Below are 15,386 nucleotides of genomic sequence, written 5' to 3'. Positions count from 1 at the left end.
ATCACCCCCTGCCCGCCGATCGTCGTGTCAGAGGCACACGTCGGCACGCAACGAGCCGGACGTGGCTCCGGCCTGCTGCGATTCCAGCGATTGCGGCCGCACCGAGAACTGCTCGCGGTACAACCGGGAGTACAGGCCGTCCTCGTCGTCGACCAGCTCATGGTGGGTCCCGCGCTCGACGACGCGTCCGTCGACGAGTCCGAAGATGACGTCGGCGTTCTGGATCGTGCTCAGCCGGTGGGCGATCGCGAGGGTCGTCCGGCCGCTGGTGGCACGCTCGAGCGCCTCCTGCACGAGGCGCTCGGTCTCGTTGTCGAGCGCACTGGTGGCCTCGTCGAGGATGAGGATGCGCGGGTTCTTCAGCAGGACGCGCGCGATCGCGATGCGCTGCTTCTCGCCGCCGGACAGCCGGTAGCCGCGTTCGCCCGTGACGGTCTCGTACCCGTCGGGGAAGCTCATGATCCGGTCGTGGATGTTGGCGTCCTCGGCGGCGGCGACGATCTCGTCGGGCGTGGCGCCGGGCCGGGCGTACGCGATGTTCTCGCGGATCGTGCCGTGGAAGAGGTAGGGCTCCTGCGTCACCATCCCGACGCAGTCCGCCAGCGAGGAGAGCGCGATGTCGCGGACGTCGATGCCGTCGATCAGCACCTGCCCGCGGTCGACGTCGTAGAAGCGCGGAACGAGGTAGGTCGCGGTGGTCTTGCCGGACCCGGACGGGCCCACGATGGCCGCCAGCTCGCCGCCCTTGATCGTGAAGGACAGGGCCGAGAGGGCCCAGGCCTCGTCGGTGGCGGTGGACGCGGCGTCGATGGGGCCCGAGGACTCCTCGAAACGGTCCTGGCTGCCCTGGCCGGTCAGCGAGCGCGGCTCGGGGTACCGGAACCACACGTCGCGGAACTCGATCTCGCCGCGCAGCTCGTTCGGGTCGACGGTGCGCGCGCCGGGGCGGTCGACGATCGCGGGCACGAGGTCGAGGTACTCGAAGATCCGCCGGAACAGCGCCAGCGAGGTCTGCACGTCGAGCGACACCCGCATGAGCTGGAGCAGGGGCATCTGCAGGCGGGCCTGGACGGTCGTGAAGGCGACGAGCGTGCCTGCCGTCAACGACTCGGCGCCACCGGGCAGGCGGCCGGCGATGATGAAGCCGGCGGCGAGGTAGATGATCGCGGGCGTGATCGCGAAGAACGTCTGGACAGTGGCGAAGAACAACCGCCCGGTCATCGCCTGCTCGACCTGCAGCCGGGTCTGCTCGAGGTTCGCGCGGCGGTAGCGCTCGGCCTCGGACTCGCTGCGGTTGAACACCTTCGCCAGCAGGATCCCCGAGACGCTCAGCGACTCCTCGGTGATGGCGGTCATCTCCGAGAGGCTCTCCTGCGTGCGGCGTGCCAGCTGCTGGCGGCGTCGGCCGACCTTGAGCTGCAGCCACACGAACAGCGGCATCAGGATCAGGGTCAGGATGGTCAGCTCCCACGACAGGATCACCATCGAGATGAACGCCGCCGTGACGGTGACGGTGTTCTGCAGGATCGACGTGGCGGTGTCCGTCAGCACGGTGCGCACGCCCGCGACGTCGTTGGCCAGCCGTGACTGGATCGCCCCGGTCTTGGTCGTGGTGAAGAACGCCAGCTCCATCTTCTGCAGGTGCGCGAACAGCTCGCTGCGCAGGTCGGCCATCGCCGAGTTGCCGATCGTGGAGGTGAGCCAGTTCTGGGCGATGTTCAGCAGTGACGCCAGGATCGGGAGGGCGCACATGCCGGCCACGAGCCAGCCGAGCAGGCGCAGGTCGGGCCCGCCGTCGCCGAACAGGGCACGGTCGAAGACCGCCTGCGTGAGGAACGGGACGATCGAGGTGAGGACGGCCGACGCGACGACGATGACCGCGACGGCGGTCATCTTGGTGCGGTAGGGCCGCAGCAGCGTCGTGATGCGACGCAGGACCGGGCGGTTGTCGGCCGCGATCTCCGCGTCGCTCAGGTGCGTGACAGCGGCCGTGCCCGGTCGAGGCACGTCGTCAGAGCTCGATCCGCGTCAGTTCGATCGAGGGCACGTCGGCGGGCACCAGCTCGAGCGTGCCCCAGCCGGCACCGCCGTTGCGCAGGAACGCCCACACGAACAGGTCGCCGGCGACGAGGTCGGGATCGATCGAGACCGAGAACTCGGCCGGGAGCTCCTCGACGTGGACGGCCGTCGCGCCGAGCACCTCGCCCTCGTGGTCGACGACCTTCACGGTCGCGACGGCGTCGGCCACGATCTCGATCTGGTCGCGCACGGAAAGGGAACCGGAGACAGTCAGGACGGACATACGGTCAGGGTAGTCCGGGCGTGCACCCCGGACATGACGACGCCGTGGAGTCCACAGGACTCCACGGCGTCGTGATCGGCGATGTCAGCCGCAGAGCTCGTCGAGCTTCTCGCCCTTGGCCTGGACGTCGGTCGAGATCTTGCTCATCTGCTCGGAGACGGCCGTCAGCTTCTCGGTGTCCTGGCCGGCGTCCTTCAGGTCGCTGAACGCGGTCTCGAGCTTGCCGAACTCGGTCGACAGGTCGCCCACGGCCTTCTTGACCTTGTCGTTCTCGATCTTCTTCTCGGTGTCGTCGAGGGCCTTGCTCATCGACGCGATCGTGTCGGTGGCCTTGTCGGTGTCCGAGGGATCGATCGAGCTCATGTCGCCCATCGCGTCCTTGACCTCGGTCTCGGCGACCTTGCACGCCTCGTCGACGGACTGGCCGCCACCGCCACACGCGGTGAGGCCGAAGGACAGGGCGACGGCCGCCAGGGCAGCAGCAGGCTTGCGGAAGTTCATGGGTTCCCCTCATTTGGGCGGCACCGGCCCGATCCGGCCACCGCGATACCCCGGCATCGTTTCACGTCGGTACGACCGTTGCTGCGGCGCCGCCTCGTTCCTTGCGCCCTCCACCCACTTTTGGAACGCGATTCCCCCGGATCGAGTGATCGGAAGGGAATCGCGTTCCAGAAGTGGCGGCCGGGGCGTCCGCAGACGGCGAAGTCGCGCTCGGCCTCAGCGACCGAAGTGCCGCAGCCGCAGCGAGTTCGTCACCACGAAGACCGAGCTGGCGGCCATCGCGAAGCCCGCGATCATCGGGCTGAGGAAGCCCAGCGCGGCCAGCGGGATCGCGGCCACGTTGTAGGCGAACGCCCAGAACAGGTTGCCCTTGATGGTCCGCAGGGTCCCCCGCGAGAGCTCCACGGCCGTGACCGCGGTGGCCAGGTCCCCGTGCACGAGCGTCAGGTCGCTGGCGGCGATGGCGACGTCGGTGCCGGTGCCCATCGCGATGCCCAGGTCGGAGCCGGCCAGCGCGGCGGCGTCGTTGACGCCGTCGCCGACCATGGCCACGACGCGGCCCTGGTCGCGCAGTTCGCGCACGACGTCGAGCTTGTCCTGCGGGGTGACCTCGGCGTGCACGCGATCGATGCCGACCTCGGCGGCGACGGACGCCGCGACGCGCTCGTTGTCGCCGGTCAGCAGGATCGGCTCGAGGCCCAGCCGGCGCAGGTCGGCCACCGCCTGACGCGAGGTCTCCTTCACCTGGTCGGCGACGGTGATCGTGCCCAGCACCTGGCCGTCGCGCGAGACGCCGATGACGGTGCCGGTGCGGTCGGGCCGGTCCTCGGCGCCCACCCAGCCGGGACGTCCGGCGCGCACGACGTGGCCGTCCACGACGCCCTCGACACCCTGGCCCGCGTGGTTGCGGAAGTCGCTCACGGGCTCGGGGTCGGCGAGTGTCACGATCGCGCGAGCCACGGGGTGCTCCGAGGCGGCCTCGACCGCGGCGGCGAAGCGACGCAGGTCGGCCTCCTCTACGCCGGGCGCCGGATCGACGTGGCTGACGGCCATCGTGCCCGTGGTGATCGTGCCGGTCTTGTCCAGGACGATCGTGTCGACGGCGCGGGTCGACTCGAGGATCTGCGGGCCCTTGATGAGGATGCCCAGCTGGGCCCCGCGTCCCGTGCCGACCATGAGGGCGGTGGGCGTGGCCAGCCCCAACGCACACGGGCAGGCGATGATCAGGACCGCCACCGCGGCCTCGAACGCGCCGATGCCCGGCGCGACCAGGAGCCACACCAGCAGCGTCACGACCGCGATCGCGATGACGCCGGGCACGAACCAGGCGGAGATGCGGTCGGCGAGGCGCTGGACCTCGGCCTTGCCCTCCTGGGCCTCCTCGACGAGGCGGGCCATCTGCGCCAGCGCGGTGTCCTGCCCGACGGCGGTCGCACGCACGACGAGGCGTCCGGACTGGTTGACGGTCGCGCCGGTGACGGTGTCGCCCGTCGTGACCTCGACGGGGACGGACTCGCCCGTGAGCATCGACTCGTCGACCGCGGAGGCGCCGTCGACGACGTCGCCGTCCGTGGCGATCTTCTCACCGGGCCGCACGACGAAGGTGTCGCCGACGTGGAGGTCCTCGATCGGCACCTGCGACTCGCGGCCGTCGCGCAGGATGGTGACCTCCTTGGCACCCAGATCCATCAGGGCGCGCAGGGCGGCGCTGGACCGCCCCTTCGCGGTGGCCTCGAGGTAGTGCCCGGCCAGGATGAACGCCGTGACGGCCGCGGCGGTTTCGAAGTAGTAGTGGCCGTGGTCGACGCCGTGGCCCGTGACGCCGAGCCACAGCTGGACGAGCGACCAGACGTAGGCCGCCGTGACGCCCATGCTGATCAGCGTATCCATCGTGGCGGCGCCGTGGCGCAGGTTGAGCACGGCGGACCAGTGGAACGGGTACGCGCACCACAGCACGACCGGCGTGGTCAGCGCCAGCACGAGCCAGGGCCAGCCGTCGAACTGCAGGGCGGGGATCATCGAGATCGCCATGACCGGGACGGTCAGGATCGCCGCGACGATGAGCCGCTTGCGCATCGACTCGGCCGAGTGCAGGCCGCCGTGGGCCTGGTGACCCACGTGCGGGTCGTGGACGTTGGCCGAGTAGCCGGTCTTCTCGACGGTCTCGACCAGCGACTGCGGGTCGATGTCACCGTGCGCGTGGACGGTGGCCTTCTCGGTGGCGTAGTTGACGGTCGCCTCGACGCCGTCGAGGCGGTTGAGCTTCTTCTCGATGCGCGCGGCGCACGAGGTGCAGCTCATCCCGCCGATGTCGAGGCGGTAGACGGTGGGGTCGGTCTGGGTGGTCATCACAGCAGCGGCAGGTCGCCGGGGCGCGCCAGTGCGTACCCCGCCTCGTCGATGGCGGCGGCGACATCCTTCTCGTCCAACGGGGCGAGGCTCGTGACGACGACCTTGCCGGACTCGACGTCGACCTTGACGTCCTCGACGCCGTCGATCGTCTCGACCTCCGAGGTGACGGCGGCGGCGCAGTGTCCGCAGGTCATGCCCGTGACGTCGTACGTGTTCGTGGTGCTCATGCTCAGCTCCTCACCAGGCGCGCGATGGCGTCTGACGCTTCCTTGATCTTCAGTTGGGCCTCGGGGCCGCCCTTGGCAGCCGCGTCGGCGACGCAGTGGGCGAGGTGCTCGTCCAGCAGCTTCAGGGCGACGGCCTCGAGGGCCTTGGTGGTCGCGCTGATCTGGGTCAGCACGTCGATGCAGTACGTGTCGGACTCGACCATGCGGTTGATGCCGCGCACCTGTCCCTCGACGCGGGCGAGCCGCTTCAGGACTGCGGCCTTGTCATCGGAGTAACCGGGGTGCGTGTGTTCCATACCTCGAAGGTACCCCCCGGGGGTATCCGAATCAACTCCGCATGTGTGTCCTGTGCCACTGCGTGTCGGGTCCCGATCACGCGTGGCTAGAGTCCCAGCATGAGCGAACTTCCCGGACTGGACGGACTCCTCGGTGTCGAGCACGTCGAGGTGACGGCCGACAAGGTCGTGGTGCGATTCACGATCACCGACCACCACCTGCAGCCGTTCGGCATCCCTCACGGCGGCATCTACTGCGCCGTCCACGAGTCCACCGCGAGCATGGCCGGCCAGGTCTGGCTGGGCACCAAGGGCGTCGTCGTGGGCACCAACAATTCGACCGACTTCCTGCGCCAGGCCAAGAACGGCGACACCATCACCGTCACGGCCACGCCGATCCACCGCGGCCGCACGCAGCAGCTGTGGCACCTGGACTCGCTGAACCAGGACGGCAGGCTCATCGCGCAGGGCCAGGTCCGGCTGGCGAACCTCGACCAGGAGATCCCCGCCGAGGTCATCGAGAAGATGACGCGCCCGGCGGGCGACTGACCGCCGTACGGACGACTCCGCGAGGCCTGCGGCGGGCCGCTAGGATGGAACAGTTCGTTCACGACTGGCGTTGAGGTGGTTACCACCAGGGAGTGATCGGGCAGCACGACTTACGGGACCGTTCGCCTGGGCCCCGCGTCAGCCCGATCGACCGCTGACCCGGAGGCCACACACGATGACGATGATGACCATGAACCTTGACGTCCACGCACCGATGACGACGATCGACGACCAGGACGTGAAGGTCCTGCTCCTCGAGAACATCCACACCGACGGTGCCGATTTCCTGCGCAACAAGGGCTACCAGGTCGAGACGCGCAGCTCCGCGCTCACCGAGGACGAGCTGATCGAGGCGATCCAGGGCGTTCACCTGCTCGGCATCCGCTCGACGACCTACATCACCGAGAAGGTGCTGCAGCACGCGCCGGACCTGCTGGCGATCGGCGCCTTCTGCATCGGCACCAACCAGATCGACCTGGCGGCCACGAAGCGCCACGGCGTCGCTGTCTTCAACGCGCCGTACTCCAACACGCGCAGCGTGGTAGAGCTGGCGATCGCCGAGATCATCTCGCTCGCGCGCCGCCTGCACGAGAAGTCCACGGCGATGCACGACGGCGTCTGGAACAAGTCGGCCGCCGGCAGCCACGAGGTGCGCGGCCGCACGCTCGGCATCGTCGGCTACGGCAACATCGGCAGCCAGCTCTCGGTCATCGCCGAGGCGCTCGGCCTGTCGGTCGTGTTCTACGACATCGACGACAAGCTCGCGCTGGGCAACGCCAAGAAGTGCGCCACGATCGACGAGCTGCTGGCGACCGCGGACGTCGTGTCGCTGCACGTCGACGGCCGTCCCGGCAACGCGGGCCTGTTCGGCGACGAGCAGATGAAGGCGATGAAGCCGCGCTCGCTGTTCCTCAACCTGTCGCGCGGCATCGCGGTCGACACCGCGGCGCTGCGCCGGCACCTCGAGTCGGGCCACATCGCCGGCGCCGCGCTCGACGTGTTCCCGATCGAGCCGAAGGCTCAGGGCGACCCGTTCGAGAACGAGCTGCGTGGCGTGCCGAACGTGATCCTGACGCCGCACGTCGGTGGCTCCACCGAGGAGGCCCAGCAGGACATCGGCCGCTTCGTCGCCTCCAAGCTGCGCGCGTACGCCAAGGCCGGCACGACGAACCTGTCGGTGACGTTCCCCGAGCTGAACCTGCCCACGGACCCGGCCCGCCACCGCCTCGCGCACGTGCACACCAACGCGCCGGGCGTGCTGGCCACGATCAACACGATCCTGGGCGACCACGGCGTCAACATCGAGGGCCAGCAGCTGGCCACCCGTGGCGAGCTGGGCTACGTCGTCACCGACGTCTCGGCCGAGGTCGGCGAGGACGTGCTCAAGGAGCTCGCCTCGCTGCCCGAGACGGTGCGCCTGCGCCAGCTCAGCTGACGTTCCGCCGAGGGGGACGGATCTTTCGACGTTCCGGTCGCTCTGGCGACGCAAGTGTCGAAAGATCCGTCGCTCCGGCGGACCTCAGTGCCCGCTGAGCCGCCGCAGCGTCTCCGCCACCCCGTCGTCGATCCGTACGTCCGCCAGCTCGTCCCCGCGGGTGGGCCCCCGGTTGATGATGACGACCTCGACGCCGTCCTTCGCGGCTCGCCGCACGAACCGCAGGCCGCTCATCACCTGCAGCGACGAGCCCAGGACCACCAGTGCGGCGTCCTCCTTGCCGGCCCGGTCGACCAGGTCGAAGCAGTGGTTGACCTTGGGCTTGGGCACGGACTCGCCGAAGAACACGACGTCGGGCTTGAGCCGGCCGCCGCACTGGGTGCATGGTGCCACGACGAAGTCGGCGGTGTCCTCGAGCTCGACGTCGCCATCGGGGTTGAGCGTGACGTCCTGCTCGGTCCAGCCGGGGTTGAACGCCTCGAGCCTCGCCTCCATCTCGGAGCGGCCCGTGACGTCGCCGCAGTCGAGGCAGATGACGCGGTCGAGCCGCCCGTGCAGGTCGACGACGTCGAGCGACCCGGCCTTCTCGTGCAGTCCGTCGACGTTCTGCGTGATCAGCCCGACCAGCTCGTCCTGGCGATCGGCCAGGAAGTGGTGCGTGTGGTTGGGCTCGACGCTGCCGATCCGGCTCCAGCCGAGGTGGGCACGCGCCCAGTAGCGCTGACGGTTCGTCGGCGATGCGAGGAAGTCCTGGTAGGTCATCGGCTGACGCGGGACGGCGTCGGGGCCGCGGTAGTCGGGGATGCCCGAGTCCGTGCTGACGCCGGCGCCGGTCAGGACGAGCCAGCGCCGGTCGAACCAGTCACTCATGGGCGAGTTCGATCAACTTCTCCACAGTGTTGAGGTTACGTCCGGTTCCGTGACTGCCCAACGTCTTGAGGATCAGCGCGGGCGTCAGCTTGGTGTTCGCGACTCCCGCGGCATAGCGGATGTGCAGGTCGCGGCCGATGACGTCGAGCTGGTCGGGAAGCCCGCGGCCGAGCAGCACCTGCACCTGCTCGGGCGACGGCGGCCGCAGCAGGAAGTAGATGTGGTTGGCCCGGGTCTCGATGTCGATCTCGAACGGGTGCGCAGCGCGGGCCTCGCGCAGCTCCTCGGGAGAGCGGCTGATCGCCTCGCGGAAGAACCCGAACCGCTCCTGGATCGCCTGCTCCAGCGCTCGATCGAACGACTCCGGATCCTCGACGTCGCACAGTAGGTTCCCCGACGCGATGAACGTGGACACGTCGGTCGCGTCCAGCTGCTCGGCCACCTCGCGCAACTGCGCCATCGGCAGCTTCGAGCCCCCGACGTTCACCGCTCGCAGCAGCACGATCCGCTTGGCCATGGAGACATTCTGCTCGCCGGGCGTGACAGTTTCCCCGGTTAAGTGCGTTTCCTGTCACTTCACGAGGATCGCAACCCTCGAGAAGTGACAGGAAACCTCGCTCAGTCGCGCTGTGCGCGGCAACACGCTCGGCCGAGCTGACGAACTGCGCGGGGCTCGGACCGAGAGGTCGCGAACGACGACTGAACGAGGTTTGCCCGCACTTCACGAGGATCGCAACCCTCGTGAAGTGCGGGAGAACCTACTTAACCGGGGAAACCGTCAGAGCCGCGCCGCCAGCTCGGTCGCCTGCCGGATGGCGCGCTTCGCGTCGAGCTCGGCGGCGACGTCGGCGCCGCCGATGACGTGCACCGAGACGCCGGCGGACTCCAGGGGCGAGACGAGGTCGCGCACGGACTCCTGGCCGGTGCACAGCACGATCGTGTCGGCCTCGATGACGCCCGACTCGGGCGAGTCGCCGTCGGCCCCGATCGTCACGTGCAGGCCGGCGTCGTCGATCCGGTCGTAACGGACCCCGCCGACGAACTCGACGCCCGAGTCCTTCAGCGTCGTGCGATGTACCCAGCCGGTCGTCTTGCCCAGGTCCTTGCCGAAGGTCGAGGCCTTGCGCTGCAGCAGCGTCACCGAGCGCCGCGGCGGCGCCTGGACCTTGGTCGTCAGCCCGCCGCGCTCGACGGCCGGGTCGGTGACGCCCCAGCGCTCCATCCAGTGCTCGAGTGACTCGTGCGGGTCGTGCAGCAGGAACTCGGACACGTCGTAGCCGATGCCACCGGCACCGAGGACGGCCACGCGGGAGCCGGCGACGACCTGGTCGCGGATCAGCTGCTGGTAGGTCACGACCGACGGGTGGTCGACGCCCGGAATCGCCGGCACACGCGGCTCGACGCCCGACGCGAGGACGACCTCGTCGAAGTCGCGCAGGTCGTCGACGGACGCCCACCGGTTCAGGTTCACCTTCACGCCGCGCCGCTCGAGCAGCACCGAGTAGTAGCGGATCGTCTCGGCGAAGTCCTCCTTGCCGGGGATCTGCATCGCGAGCCGGAACTGGCCGCCGATCTCGGGCAGCGCCTCGAACAGCTCGACCTCGTGACCGCGGCCCGCGAGCTCGACGGATGCGGCCAGTCCGGCCGGTCCCGCGCCCACGACGGCGATCCGCTTCGAGGTGCGCGTCGGCAGCAGCACCAGCTCGGTCTCGTGACCCGCACGCGGGTTGAGCATGCAGCTGGCCCGCTGATTCTTGAACGTGTGGTCCAGGCACGCCTGGTTGCACGCGATGCAGGTGTTGATCTCGTCGGCGCGGCCGGCGGCGGCCTTCACGACGAAGTCGGGATCGGCCAGCAGCGGCCGGGCCATCGAGATCAGGTCGGCGTCGCCGCGCGCCAGGATCTGCTCGGCGTCGTCCGGGGAGTTGATGCGGTTCGAGGCGACGACCGGCACCGACACCTCGGCGCGCAGCTTGGCCGTCACCCACGCGAACGCGTTGCGCGGGACGCTCGTCACGATCGTCGGGATCCGCGCCTCGTGCCAGCCGATGCCGGTGTTGAAGATCGTGACGCCTTCGGCCTCGAGTGCCCGCGCCAGCTCGACCGTCTCGTCCCACGACTGCGCGTCGTCGACGAGGTCGAGCAGGCTGATCCGGTACTGGACGATGAAGTCCTCGCCGACGAGATCGCGCGTGCGGCGGACGATCTCGATCGGGAACCGCATCCGCTTCTCGGCGGAGCCGCCCCATGCGTCGGTCCGGTCGTTCGTCCGGGCGGTGATGAACTGGTTGATCAGGTAGCCCTCGGAGCCCATGATCTCGACGCCGTCGTAGCCCGCGCGCTTGGCCAGCGCGGCCGACCTCGCGAAGTCGCTCACCGTGCGGTCGACCTCGCGCGTGGACATGGGCGAGACCTTGAACGGGGTGATCGGCGACTTCACCGACGACACCCCCTTCTTGAACGGGGAGTAGCCGTACCGGCCGGCGTGCAGCACCTGCAGCGCGATCTTGCCGTCGTGCTCGTGGACCGCGTCGGTGACGAGACGGTGCTTGTCGGCGTGTCGCTTGCGCGACATCTCCGAGCCGAACGGCAGCAGCCACCCGCGCCAGCTGGGCGCGAACCCGCCGGTGATCGAGAGGGCGACGCCGCCCTTGGCGCGCTCGGCGAAGTACGCCGCCAGCTTCGGCAGGTCCTTCGCGTGGTCCTCCAGGCCGGTGTGCATCGAGCCCATCACGACGCGGTTGCGCAGCGTCGTGAACCCGAGGTCGAGCGGGCTCAGCAGGTGCTCGTGCTGGCTCATGCCGGCACCGCCTTGGAGAAAGCACAATCTGGCAGTGCCGGCATTCGTGGAGTCACCTTCGCTCGCTGGCGCTCGCTCATGCCGGCACCGCCTTGGAGAAGGCACAGTCTGGCAGTGCCGGCATTCGTGGAGTCACCTTCGCTCGCTGGCGCTCGCTCATGCCTGCTGCTCCAGGTACGCCTTGGCGTCGGCCTCGATCTGCGGGAACTGTGCGGCCATCGCGTCCATGAGCGCCTTCGCGCCGGACATGGGCCGGACCATGACGGTGAACTCGTCGATGAGGCCCTCGTCGTTGGTGGTGATGAAGTCGCAGCCGTGGATGCTGACGTCGCCGATCTTGGCCTCGAACAGCAGCGCGCTGCGGTTCTCCTCCTCGATCGAGCCGACGTAGTGGAGGTCCTCGAACACGCGCGAGACGCCGTTGAGGATCGCCGTGGTGATCGCCTTGCCGGGGTAGGGCTTGTACGCGACGGGGCTGCGGAACACGACGTCGTCGGCGAGCAGACTGTCGACGCCGACCATCTTGCCGGTGGCGATGCTGCTCTCGACGAGATCTCGGAAGGCCTTCATGGGTGGGTTCTCCTCGACTGGGACACTGGTGGGGTGATCGGAAAGTTCGCTGCGTGGCTGCTGATCGCGGCCGGGGTGTTCAACGTCGTCATCTGGCCGCGCTTCTTCAAGGCCATCGTCGACGACGACCGCGCCTGGGGTGGGCCCGAGAAGTGGCAGGATCCCCAGGCGTTCTTCTGGGTGCACCTCGTGCTGATCGTCACCGCCATGACGTTGGGGATCATCGTGCTCGTCATCGGGATCCGCGCCCTTCGAGGGCAGTGAGGATCTCGTCGCACCACTCGATGCCACGGCGCTCGGTGCTGATGCCGCCGCGCAGCGCCAGCCACGAGCCGAGGTCGTTCCCCTCGAGGGCCCGGGGGTTCGGGTAGAAGCGGGCCTCGCTAGCCTCGTAGGCGGCGAGCCGCGCGACGTGGTCGGCGCGCCTGGCGCGGGTGTCGAGCGCGATCGCCTCCGGGTCGCGGAAGGCGCGCAGCTTCACCGCGAAGTCGCTGCGGATCGCCTCTCGGCCGGTGGCTCCCGCGGCCCAGCGGTCGAGCTCGGCCTCGCCGTCGGGGGTGATCGCGTAGGTCTTCTTGTCCGGGCGGCCGTCCTGCTCCTGCAGGGTACTCTCGACCCAGCCGGCCTCCTGCATGCGCGCCAGGACACGGTAGATCTGCTGGTGACTGGCCGGCCAGAAGTACCCGATCGAGGCGTCGAACCGGCGCGCCAGGTCGTAGCCGCTGGCGGCGCGCTCGTGCAGGGACACGAGGATCGCGTGGTCGAGGGCCATGCGAGGACGATAGAACGTTCGGGGCCTTATATGCAACGAATCGCATAGTCGGCGTGCCTCGGCGGTCCGATCTCCCCCACTTTTGGAACGGGATTGCGGCCTGATGGGCCCTCAGAGCGGAATCCCGCTCCAAAAGTGGGGAGGGGAGGGGACGGCGGGCGCGGCGAACACCCGGTAGCGGGCGCGGGAGCCGCGAGGCGCGGAGCGATGAAGCGCGCAGAATCGCGCCACTTAAGATGTGCCCATGAAGCGATCCCTGCTCGCCGTCCCCCTGGCGCTCATGTTCTCCGTCGCGGCCGCGTGCGCGCCCGCCGACGACTCGGACGACGCGAAGTCCGACTCCACCGCCTCGGCCTCGCAGTGCGCGGTCGACCAGCTGCCGCTGACGACCGACGGCAAGCTGACGATCGGCACCGACGACCCGGCCTTCGAGCCGTGGTTCGCCGACAACGAGCCCAGCAACGGCAAGGGCTTCGAGTCCGCCGTCGCGTACGCCGTCGCCGAGCAGATGGGCTTCGAGAAGGGCGACGTCGTCTGGACCAAGGTCCCGTTCAACACCGCGTACCAGCCGGGCAAGAAGAACTTCGACTTCGACATCAACCAGGTCTCGATCACCGCGGAGCGCAAGAACGCGGTCGACTTCAGCAAGCCGTACTACTCCGCCAACCAGGCGATCATCGTCCTGGAGGACTCGAAGTTCGCCGACGTCGACAGCCTCGAGGACTTCGCCACCGCCAGCCTCGGCGCCCAGATCGGCACGACCTCGCTGAAGGCGATCGAGAGCCTCGGCACGCAGGACGCCCCGCTGGTCTACGACGACACGACCAAGGCCGCGCTCGCGCTGACCAACGGCCAGGTCGACGGCATCGTCGCCGACCTGCCGACGGCGTTCTACCTCGTCGCCGCCGAGATCGACGGCGCGAAGATCGCCGGCCAGTTCGAGTACGCGGGCGACGAGCCCGAGGAATTCGGCCTGCTCCTGCAGAAGGACAGCAAGCTGACCCCGTGCGTCGACGAGGCCGTCACCGCCCTGACCGAGGACGGCACGTTCGCCGACCTCGAGCAGGAGTGGCTGGCGACCTCGCAGGACGTTCCCGTCCTGAAGTGACCCGGTGACCTCACGCACGGGCTCCGGCCCCACCGTCTCCACGCGCCAGCATCAGCGCAACGCCTACCGGCGCCAGCGCACGCTGCGGCGCGTGGTCGCGGGCACCGTCTCGAGCGTGCTCGTGCTCGGTCTGGCCGCCTGGTTCATCACCCAGGCGCCGGGCTGGCCGCGCGTGCGTGAGGTCTACTTCAGCGGTTACCACGCGCGGGAGTCGTTCCCCGCGATCCTGGACGCGTTCTGGCTCAACGTGCGCCTCTTCCTCACGGTCGAGCTGCTGGTGCTCCCGCTGGCGCTGCTGATCGCGGTCATCCGCGTGATCCCGTCGCCGGCGATGGCGCCCTTCAAGTTCCTGGCCGCCGCCTACACGGACATCTTCCGGGGCATCCCGACGATCCTGGTGGTGATGCTGGTCGGCTTCGGCTTCCCGGCGCTCGGCCTGGCGGGGATCCCGACCAGCCTGTTCTGGCTGGGCACGATCGCTCTCGTCCTCAGCTACGGTGCCTACGTCGCCGAGGTGCTGCGGGCCGGCATCCTCTCGATCCACCCGACGCAGTGGGCGGCGGGGCGGGCGCTCGGTCTGGGCTACGGCCAGACGATGACGCGCGTGATCCTGCCGCAGGCGGTCCGCAACGTGACGCCGCCGCTGATGAACGACTTCGTGTCGCTGCAGAAGGACACCGCGCTGGTCTCGACGATCGGGCTGGTCGAGGCGCTGCGCGCGGCATCGGTCTACCAGGCGAACACGTTCAACGTGACCTCGCTGTGTGTCGCCGCGCTGTTCTTCATCGTGGTGACGATCCCGCTGGCCCGGTTCACGGACTGGCTGACGATCCGGTCGATGCGCCGGCAGGGAGGCGGCCGCTGATGCTGCGCATCGAAGGAGTCCGCAAGGCGTTCGGGGCCCACACCGTCCTGGACGGGATCGACCTGAGCGTCGACCGGGGCGAGGTCGTGTGCCTCATCGGCGCGTCCGGGTCGGGCAAGTCCACGCTGCTGCGGTGCGTCGACCTGCTCGAGCTGACGGACGACGGCGACATCCACCTGGGCGACCTCGAGCTGACCGATCCCGCGATCGACGAGAACGCCGCGCGCGCCCGGATCGCGATGGTCTTCCAGGCCTTCAACCTGTTCCCGCACATGACGGTGATGCAGAACCTGACGATCGGCCCGCGCCGGGTGAAGGGCTTCGCCAAGGCGAACGCCGAGCGGCGCGCCCTCGAGCTGCTGTCGCGCGTCGGCCTCGAGGCCAAGGCGCATGCCTACCCCGACTCGCTCTCCGGCGGCCAGCAGCAGCGGGTCGCGCTCGTTCGCGCCGTCGCGATGGACCCCGACCTGCTGCTCCTCGACGAGGTCACCTCGGCGCTCGACCCGCTGCTGGTGGCCGAGGTGCTCGACGTGGTCCGCGACCTGCGCGACGAGGGGCGCACGATCGTCATGGCCACCCACGAGATGGACTTCGCGCGCGAGTGCGCCGACCGGATCGTGTTCCTGGCCGACGGGCGCATCGTGGAGTCGGGTCCGCCCGAGCAGCTGTTCACCGCGCCGCGCGACCCGCGCACCGCGGCCTTCCTCGCGCGCCACCGCTGAGTCGGCCCTCCGGCGCCCCACTTTTGGTGCGGGATTAT

The 15,386-nt window shown here is 69.3% G+C and carries 17 protein-coding genes and 1 riboswitch; of the genes, 6 read left to right on the top strand and 11 right to left on the bottom strand.

The features are described from left to right. Positions 1–27: 27 nt before the first annotated feature. The 6 genes from RT323_RS04250 to RT323_RS04225 all read right to left on the bottom strand — a co-directional run bounded on the left by RT323_RS04250 (position 28) and on the right by RT323_RS04225 (position 5,678). Positions 28–2,007 (bottom strand): ABC transporter ATP-binding protein, encoded by a 1,980-nt coding sequence (locus RT323_RS04250; protein WP_313405292.1) that lies wholly within the window; start codon positions 2,005–2,007, stop codon positions 28–30. Between the two features lie 4 nt (positions 2,008–2,011). Beyond that, on the bottom strand, positions 2,012–2,302 hold the full coding sequence (locus RT323_RS04245; protein ID WP_313405291.1) for a YbaY family lipoprotein: 291 nt from the start codon (positions 2,300–2,302) through the stop codon (positions 2,012–2,014). An 84-nt stretch (positions 2,303–2,386) separates the two neighbouring features. Next, positions 2,387–2,803: a hypothetical protein gene (locus tag RT323_RS04240; RefSeq protein ID WP_313405290.1), complete on the bottom strand. Its 417-nt coding sequence runs from the start codon at positions 2,801–2,803 to the stop codon at positions 2,387–2,389. A 216-nt stretch (positions 2,804–3,019) separates the two neighbouring features. After that, on the bottom strand, positions 3,020–5,152 hold the full coding sequence (locus tag RT323_RS04235; RefSeq protein ID WP_313405288.1) for a heavy metal translocating P-type ATPase: 2,133 nt from the start codon (positions 5,150–5,152) through the stop codon (positions 3,020–3,022). After that, positions 5,152–5,382: a heavy metal-associated domain-containing protein gene (locus tag RT323_RS04230; RefSeq protein WP_313405286.1), complete on the bottom strand. Its 231-nt coding sequence runs from the start codon at positions 5,380–5,382 to the stop codon at positions 5,152–5,154. The genes RT323_RS04235 and RT323_RS04230 overlap by 1 nt, the downstream gene beginning before the upstream one ends. 2 nt (positions 5,383–5,384) lie before the next feature. Continuing rightward, a complete protein-coding gene (locus tag RT323_RS04225) occupies positions 5,385–5,678 on the bottom strand; it encodes a metal-sensitive transcriptional regulator (protein WP_313405284.1) in 294 nt (97 codons plus the stop codon). Between the two features lie 99 nt (positions 5,679–5,777). Between RT323_RS04225 and RT323_RS04220 the strand changes: the two genes are divergently transcribed. Beyond that, the gene (locus tag RT323_RS04220) at positions 5,778–6,206 is read left to right on the top strand and encodes a PaaI family thioesterase (RefSeq protein WP_313405283.1); all 429 of its coding nucleotides are present in this window, start codon (positions 5,778–5,780) and stop codon (positions 6,204–6,206) included. 50 nt (positions 6,207–6,256) lie between these two features. After that, positions 6,257–6,345: riboswitch (ZMP/ZTP riboswitch) on the top strand. Between the two features lie 51 nt (positions 6,346–6,396). Continuing rightward, a complete protein-coding gene (gene serA / locus RT323_RS04215; protein WP_313405281.1) occupies positions 6,397–7,641 on the top strand; it encodes a phosphoglycerate dehydrogenase in 1,245 nt (414 codons plus the stop codon). Between the two features lie 84 nt (positions 7,642–7,725). Here the strand turns inward: serA and RT323_RS04210 are convergent, their stop codons facing one another. From RT323_RS04210 to RT323_RS04195, 4 genes are all read right to left on the bottom strand, one after another. After that, positions 7,726–8,511, bottom strand: a complete 786-nt coding sequence (locus RT323_RS04210; RefSeq protein ID WP_313405279.1) for a Sir2 family NAD-dependent protein deacetylase — start codon at positions 8,509–8,511, stop codon at positions 7,726–7,728. Next, on the bottom strand, positions 8,504–9,028 hold the full coding sequence (locus RT323_RS04205; RefSeq protein WP_313405278.1) for a DUF1697 domain-containing protein: 525 nt from the start codon (positions 9,026–9,028) through the stop codon (positions 8,504–8,506). The genes RT323_RS04210 and RT323_RS04205 overlap by 8 nt, the downstream gene beginning before the upstream one ends. A 261-nt stretch (positions 9,029–9,289) precedes the next feature. Further along, the gene (locus RT323_RS04200) at positions 9,290–11,311 is read right to left on the bottom strand and encodes an NADPH-dependent 2,4-dienoyl-CoA reductase (protein ID WP_313405277.1); all 2,022 of its coding nucleotides are present in this window, start codon (positions 11,309–11,311) and stop codon (positions 9,290–9,292) included. A gap of 156 nt (positions 11,312–11,467) precedes the next feature. Then, on the bottom strand, positions 11,468–11,881 hold the full coding sequence (locus RT323_RS04195; RefSeq protein ID WP_313405275.1) for a nuclear transport factor 2 family protein: 414 nt from the start codon (positions 11,879–11,881) through the stop codon (positions 11,468–11,470). A gap of 33 nt (positions 11,882–11,914) precedes the next feature. Between RT323_RS04195 and RT323_RS04190 the strand changes: the two genes are divergently transcribed. Further along, on the top strand, positions 11,915–12,145 hold the full coding sequence (locus tag RT323_RS04190) for an SCO4848 family membrane protein (protein WP_313405273.1): 231 nt from the start codon (positions 11,915–11,917) through the stop codon (positions 12,143–12,145). Here the strand turns inward: RT323_RS04190 and RT323_RS04185 are convergent. After that, entirely contained in the window at positions 12,114–12,653 is a 540-nt protein-coding gene (locus RT323_RS04185; protein ID WP_313405271.1) for a PadR family transcriptional regulator, read from the bottom strand. The genes RT323_RS04190 and RT323_RS04185 overlap by 32 nt on opposite strands. A gap of 244 nt (positions 12,654–12,897) precedes the next feature. Here RT323_RS04185 and RT323_RS04180 point away from each other — a divergent pair, with 244 nt between their 5' ends. Genes RT323_RS04180 through RT323_RS04170 form a run of 3 tightly spaced genes read left to right on the top strand, consistent with a single transcriptional unit; the run spans position 12,898 to position 15,348 of the window. Beyond that, entirely contained in the window at positions 12,898–13,761 is an 864-nt protein-coding gene (locus RT323_RS04180; RefSeq protein WP_313405269.1) for a transporter substrate-binding domain-containing protein, read from the top strand. A 4-nt stretch (positions 13,762–13,765) separates the two neighbouring features. Then, positions 13,766–14,626, top strand: a complete 861-nt coding sequence (locus tag RT323_RS04175; protein ID WP_313405267.1) for an amino acid ABC transporter permease — start codon at positions 13,766–13,768, stop codon at positions 14,624–14,626. Beyond that, the gene (locus RT323_RS04170; RefSeq protein ID WP_313405265.1) at positions 14,626–15,348 is read left to right on the top strand and encodes an amino acid ABC transporter ATP-binding protein; all 723 of its coding nucleotides are present in this window, start codon (positions 14,626–14,628) and stop codon (positions 15,346–15,348) included. The genes RT323_RS04175 and RT323_RS04170 overlap by 1 nt, the downstream gene beginning before the upstream one ends. The last annotated feature ends 38 nt before the right edge of the window (positions 15,349–15,386 follow it).

It is taken from the genome of Aeromicrobium sp., from assembly GCF_032084975.1.
Lineage (GTDB): Bacteria > Actinomycetota > Actinomycetes > Propionibacteriales > Nocardioidaceae > Aeromicrobium.
This window is presented reverse-complemented; position numbering and strand designations above follow the sequence as displayed.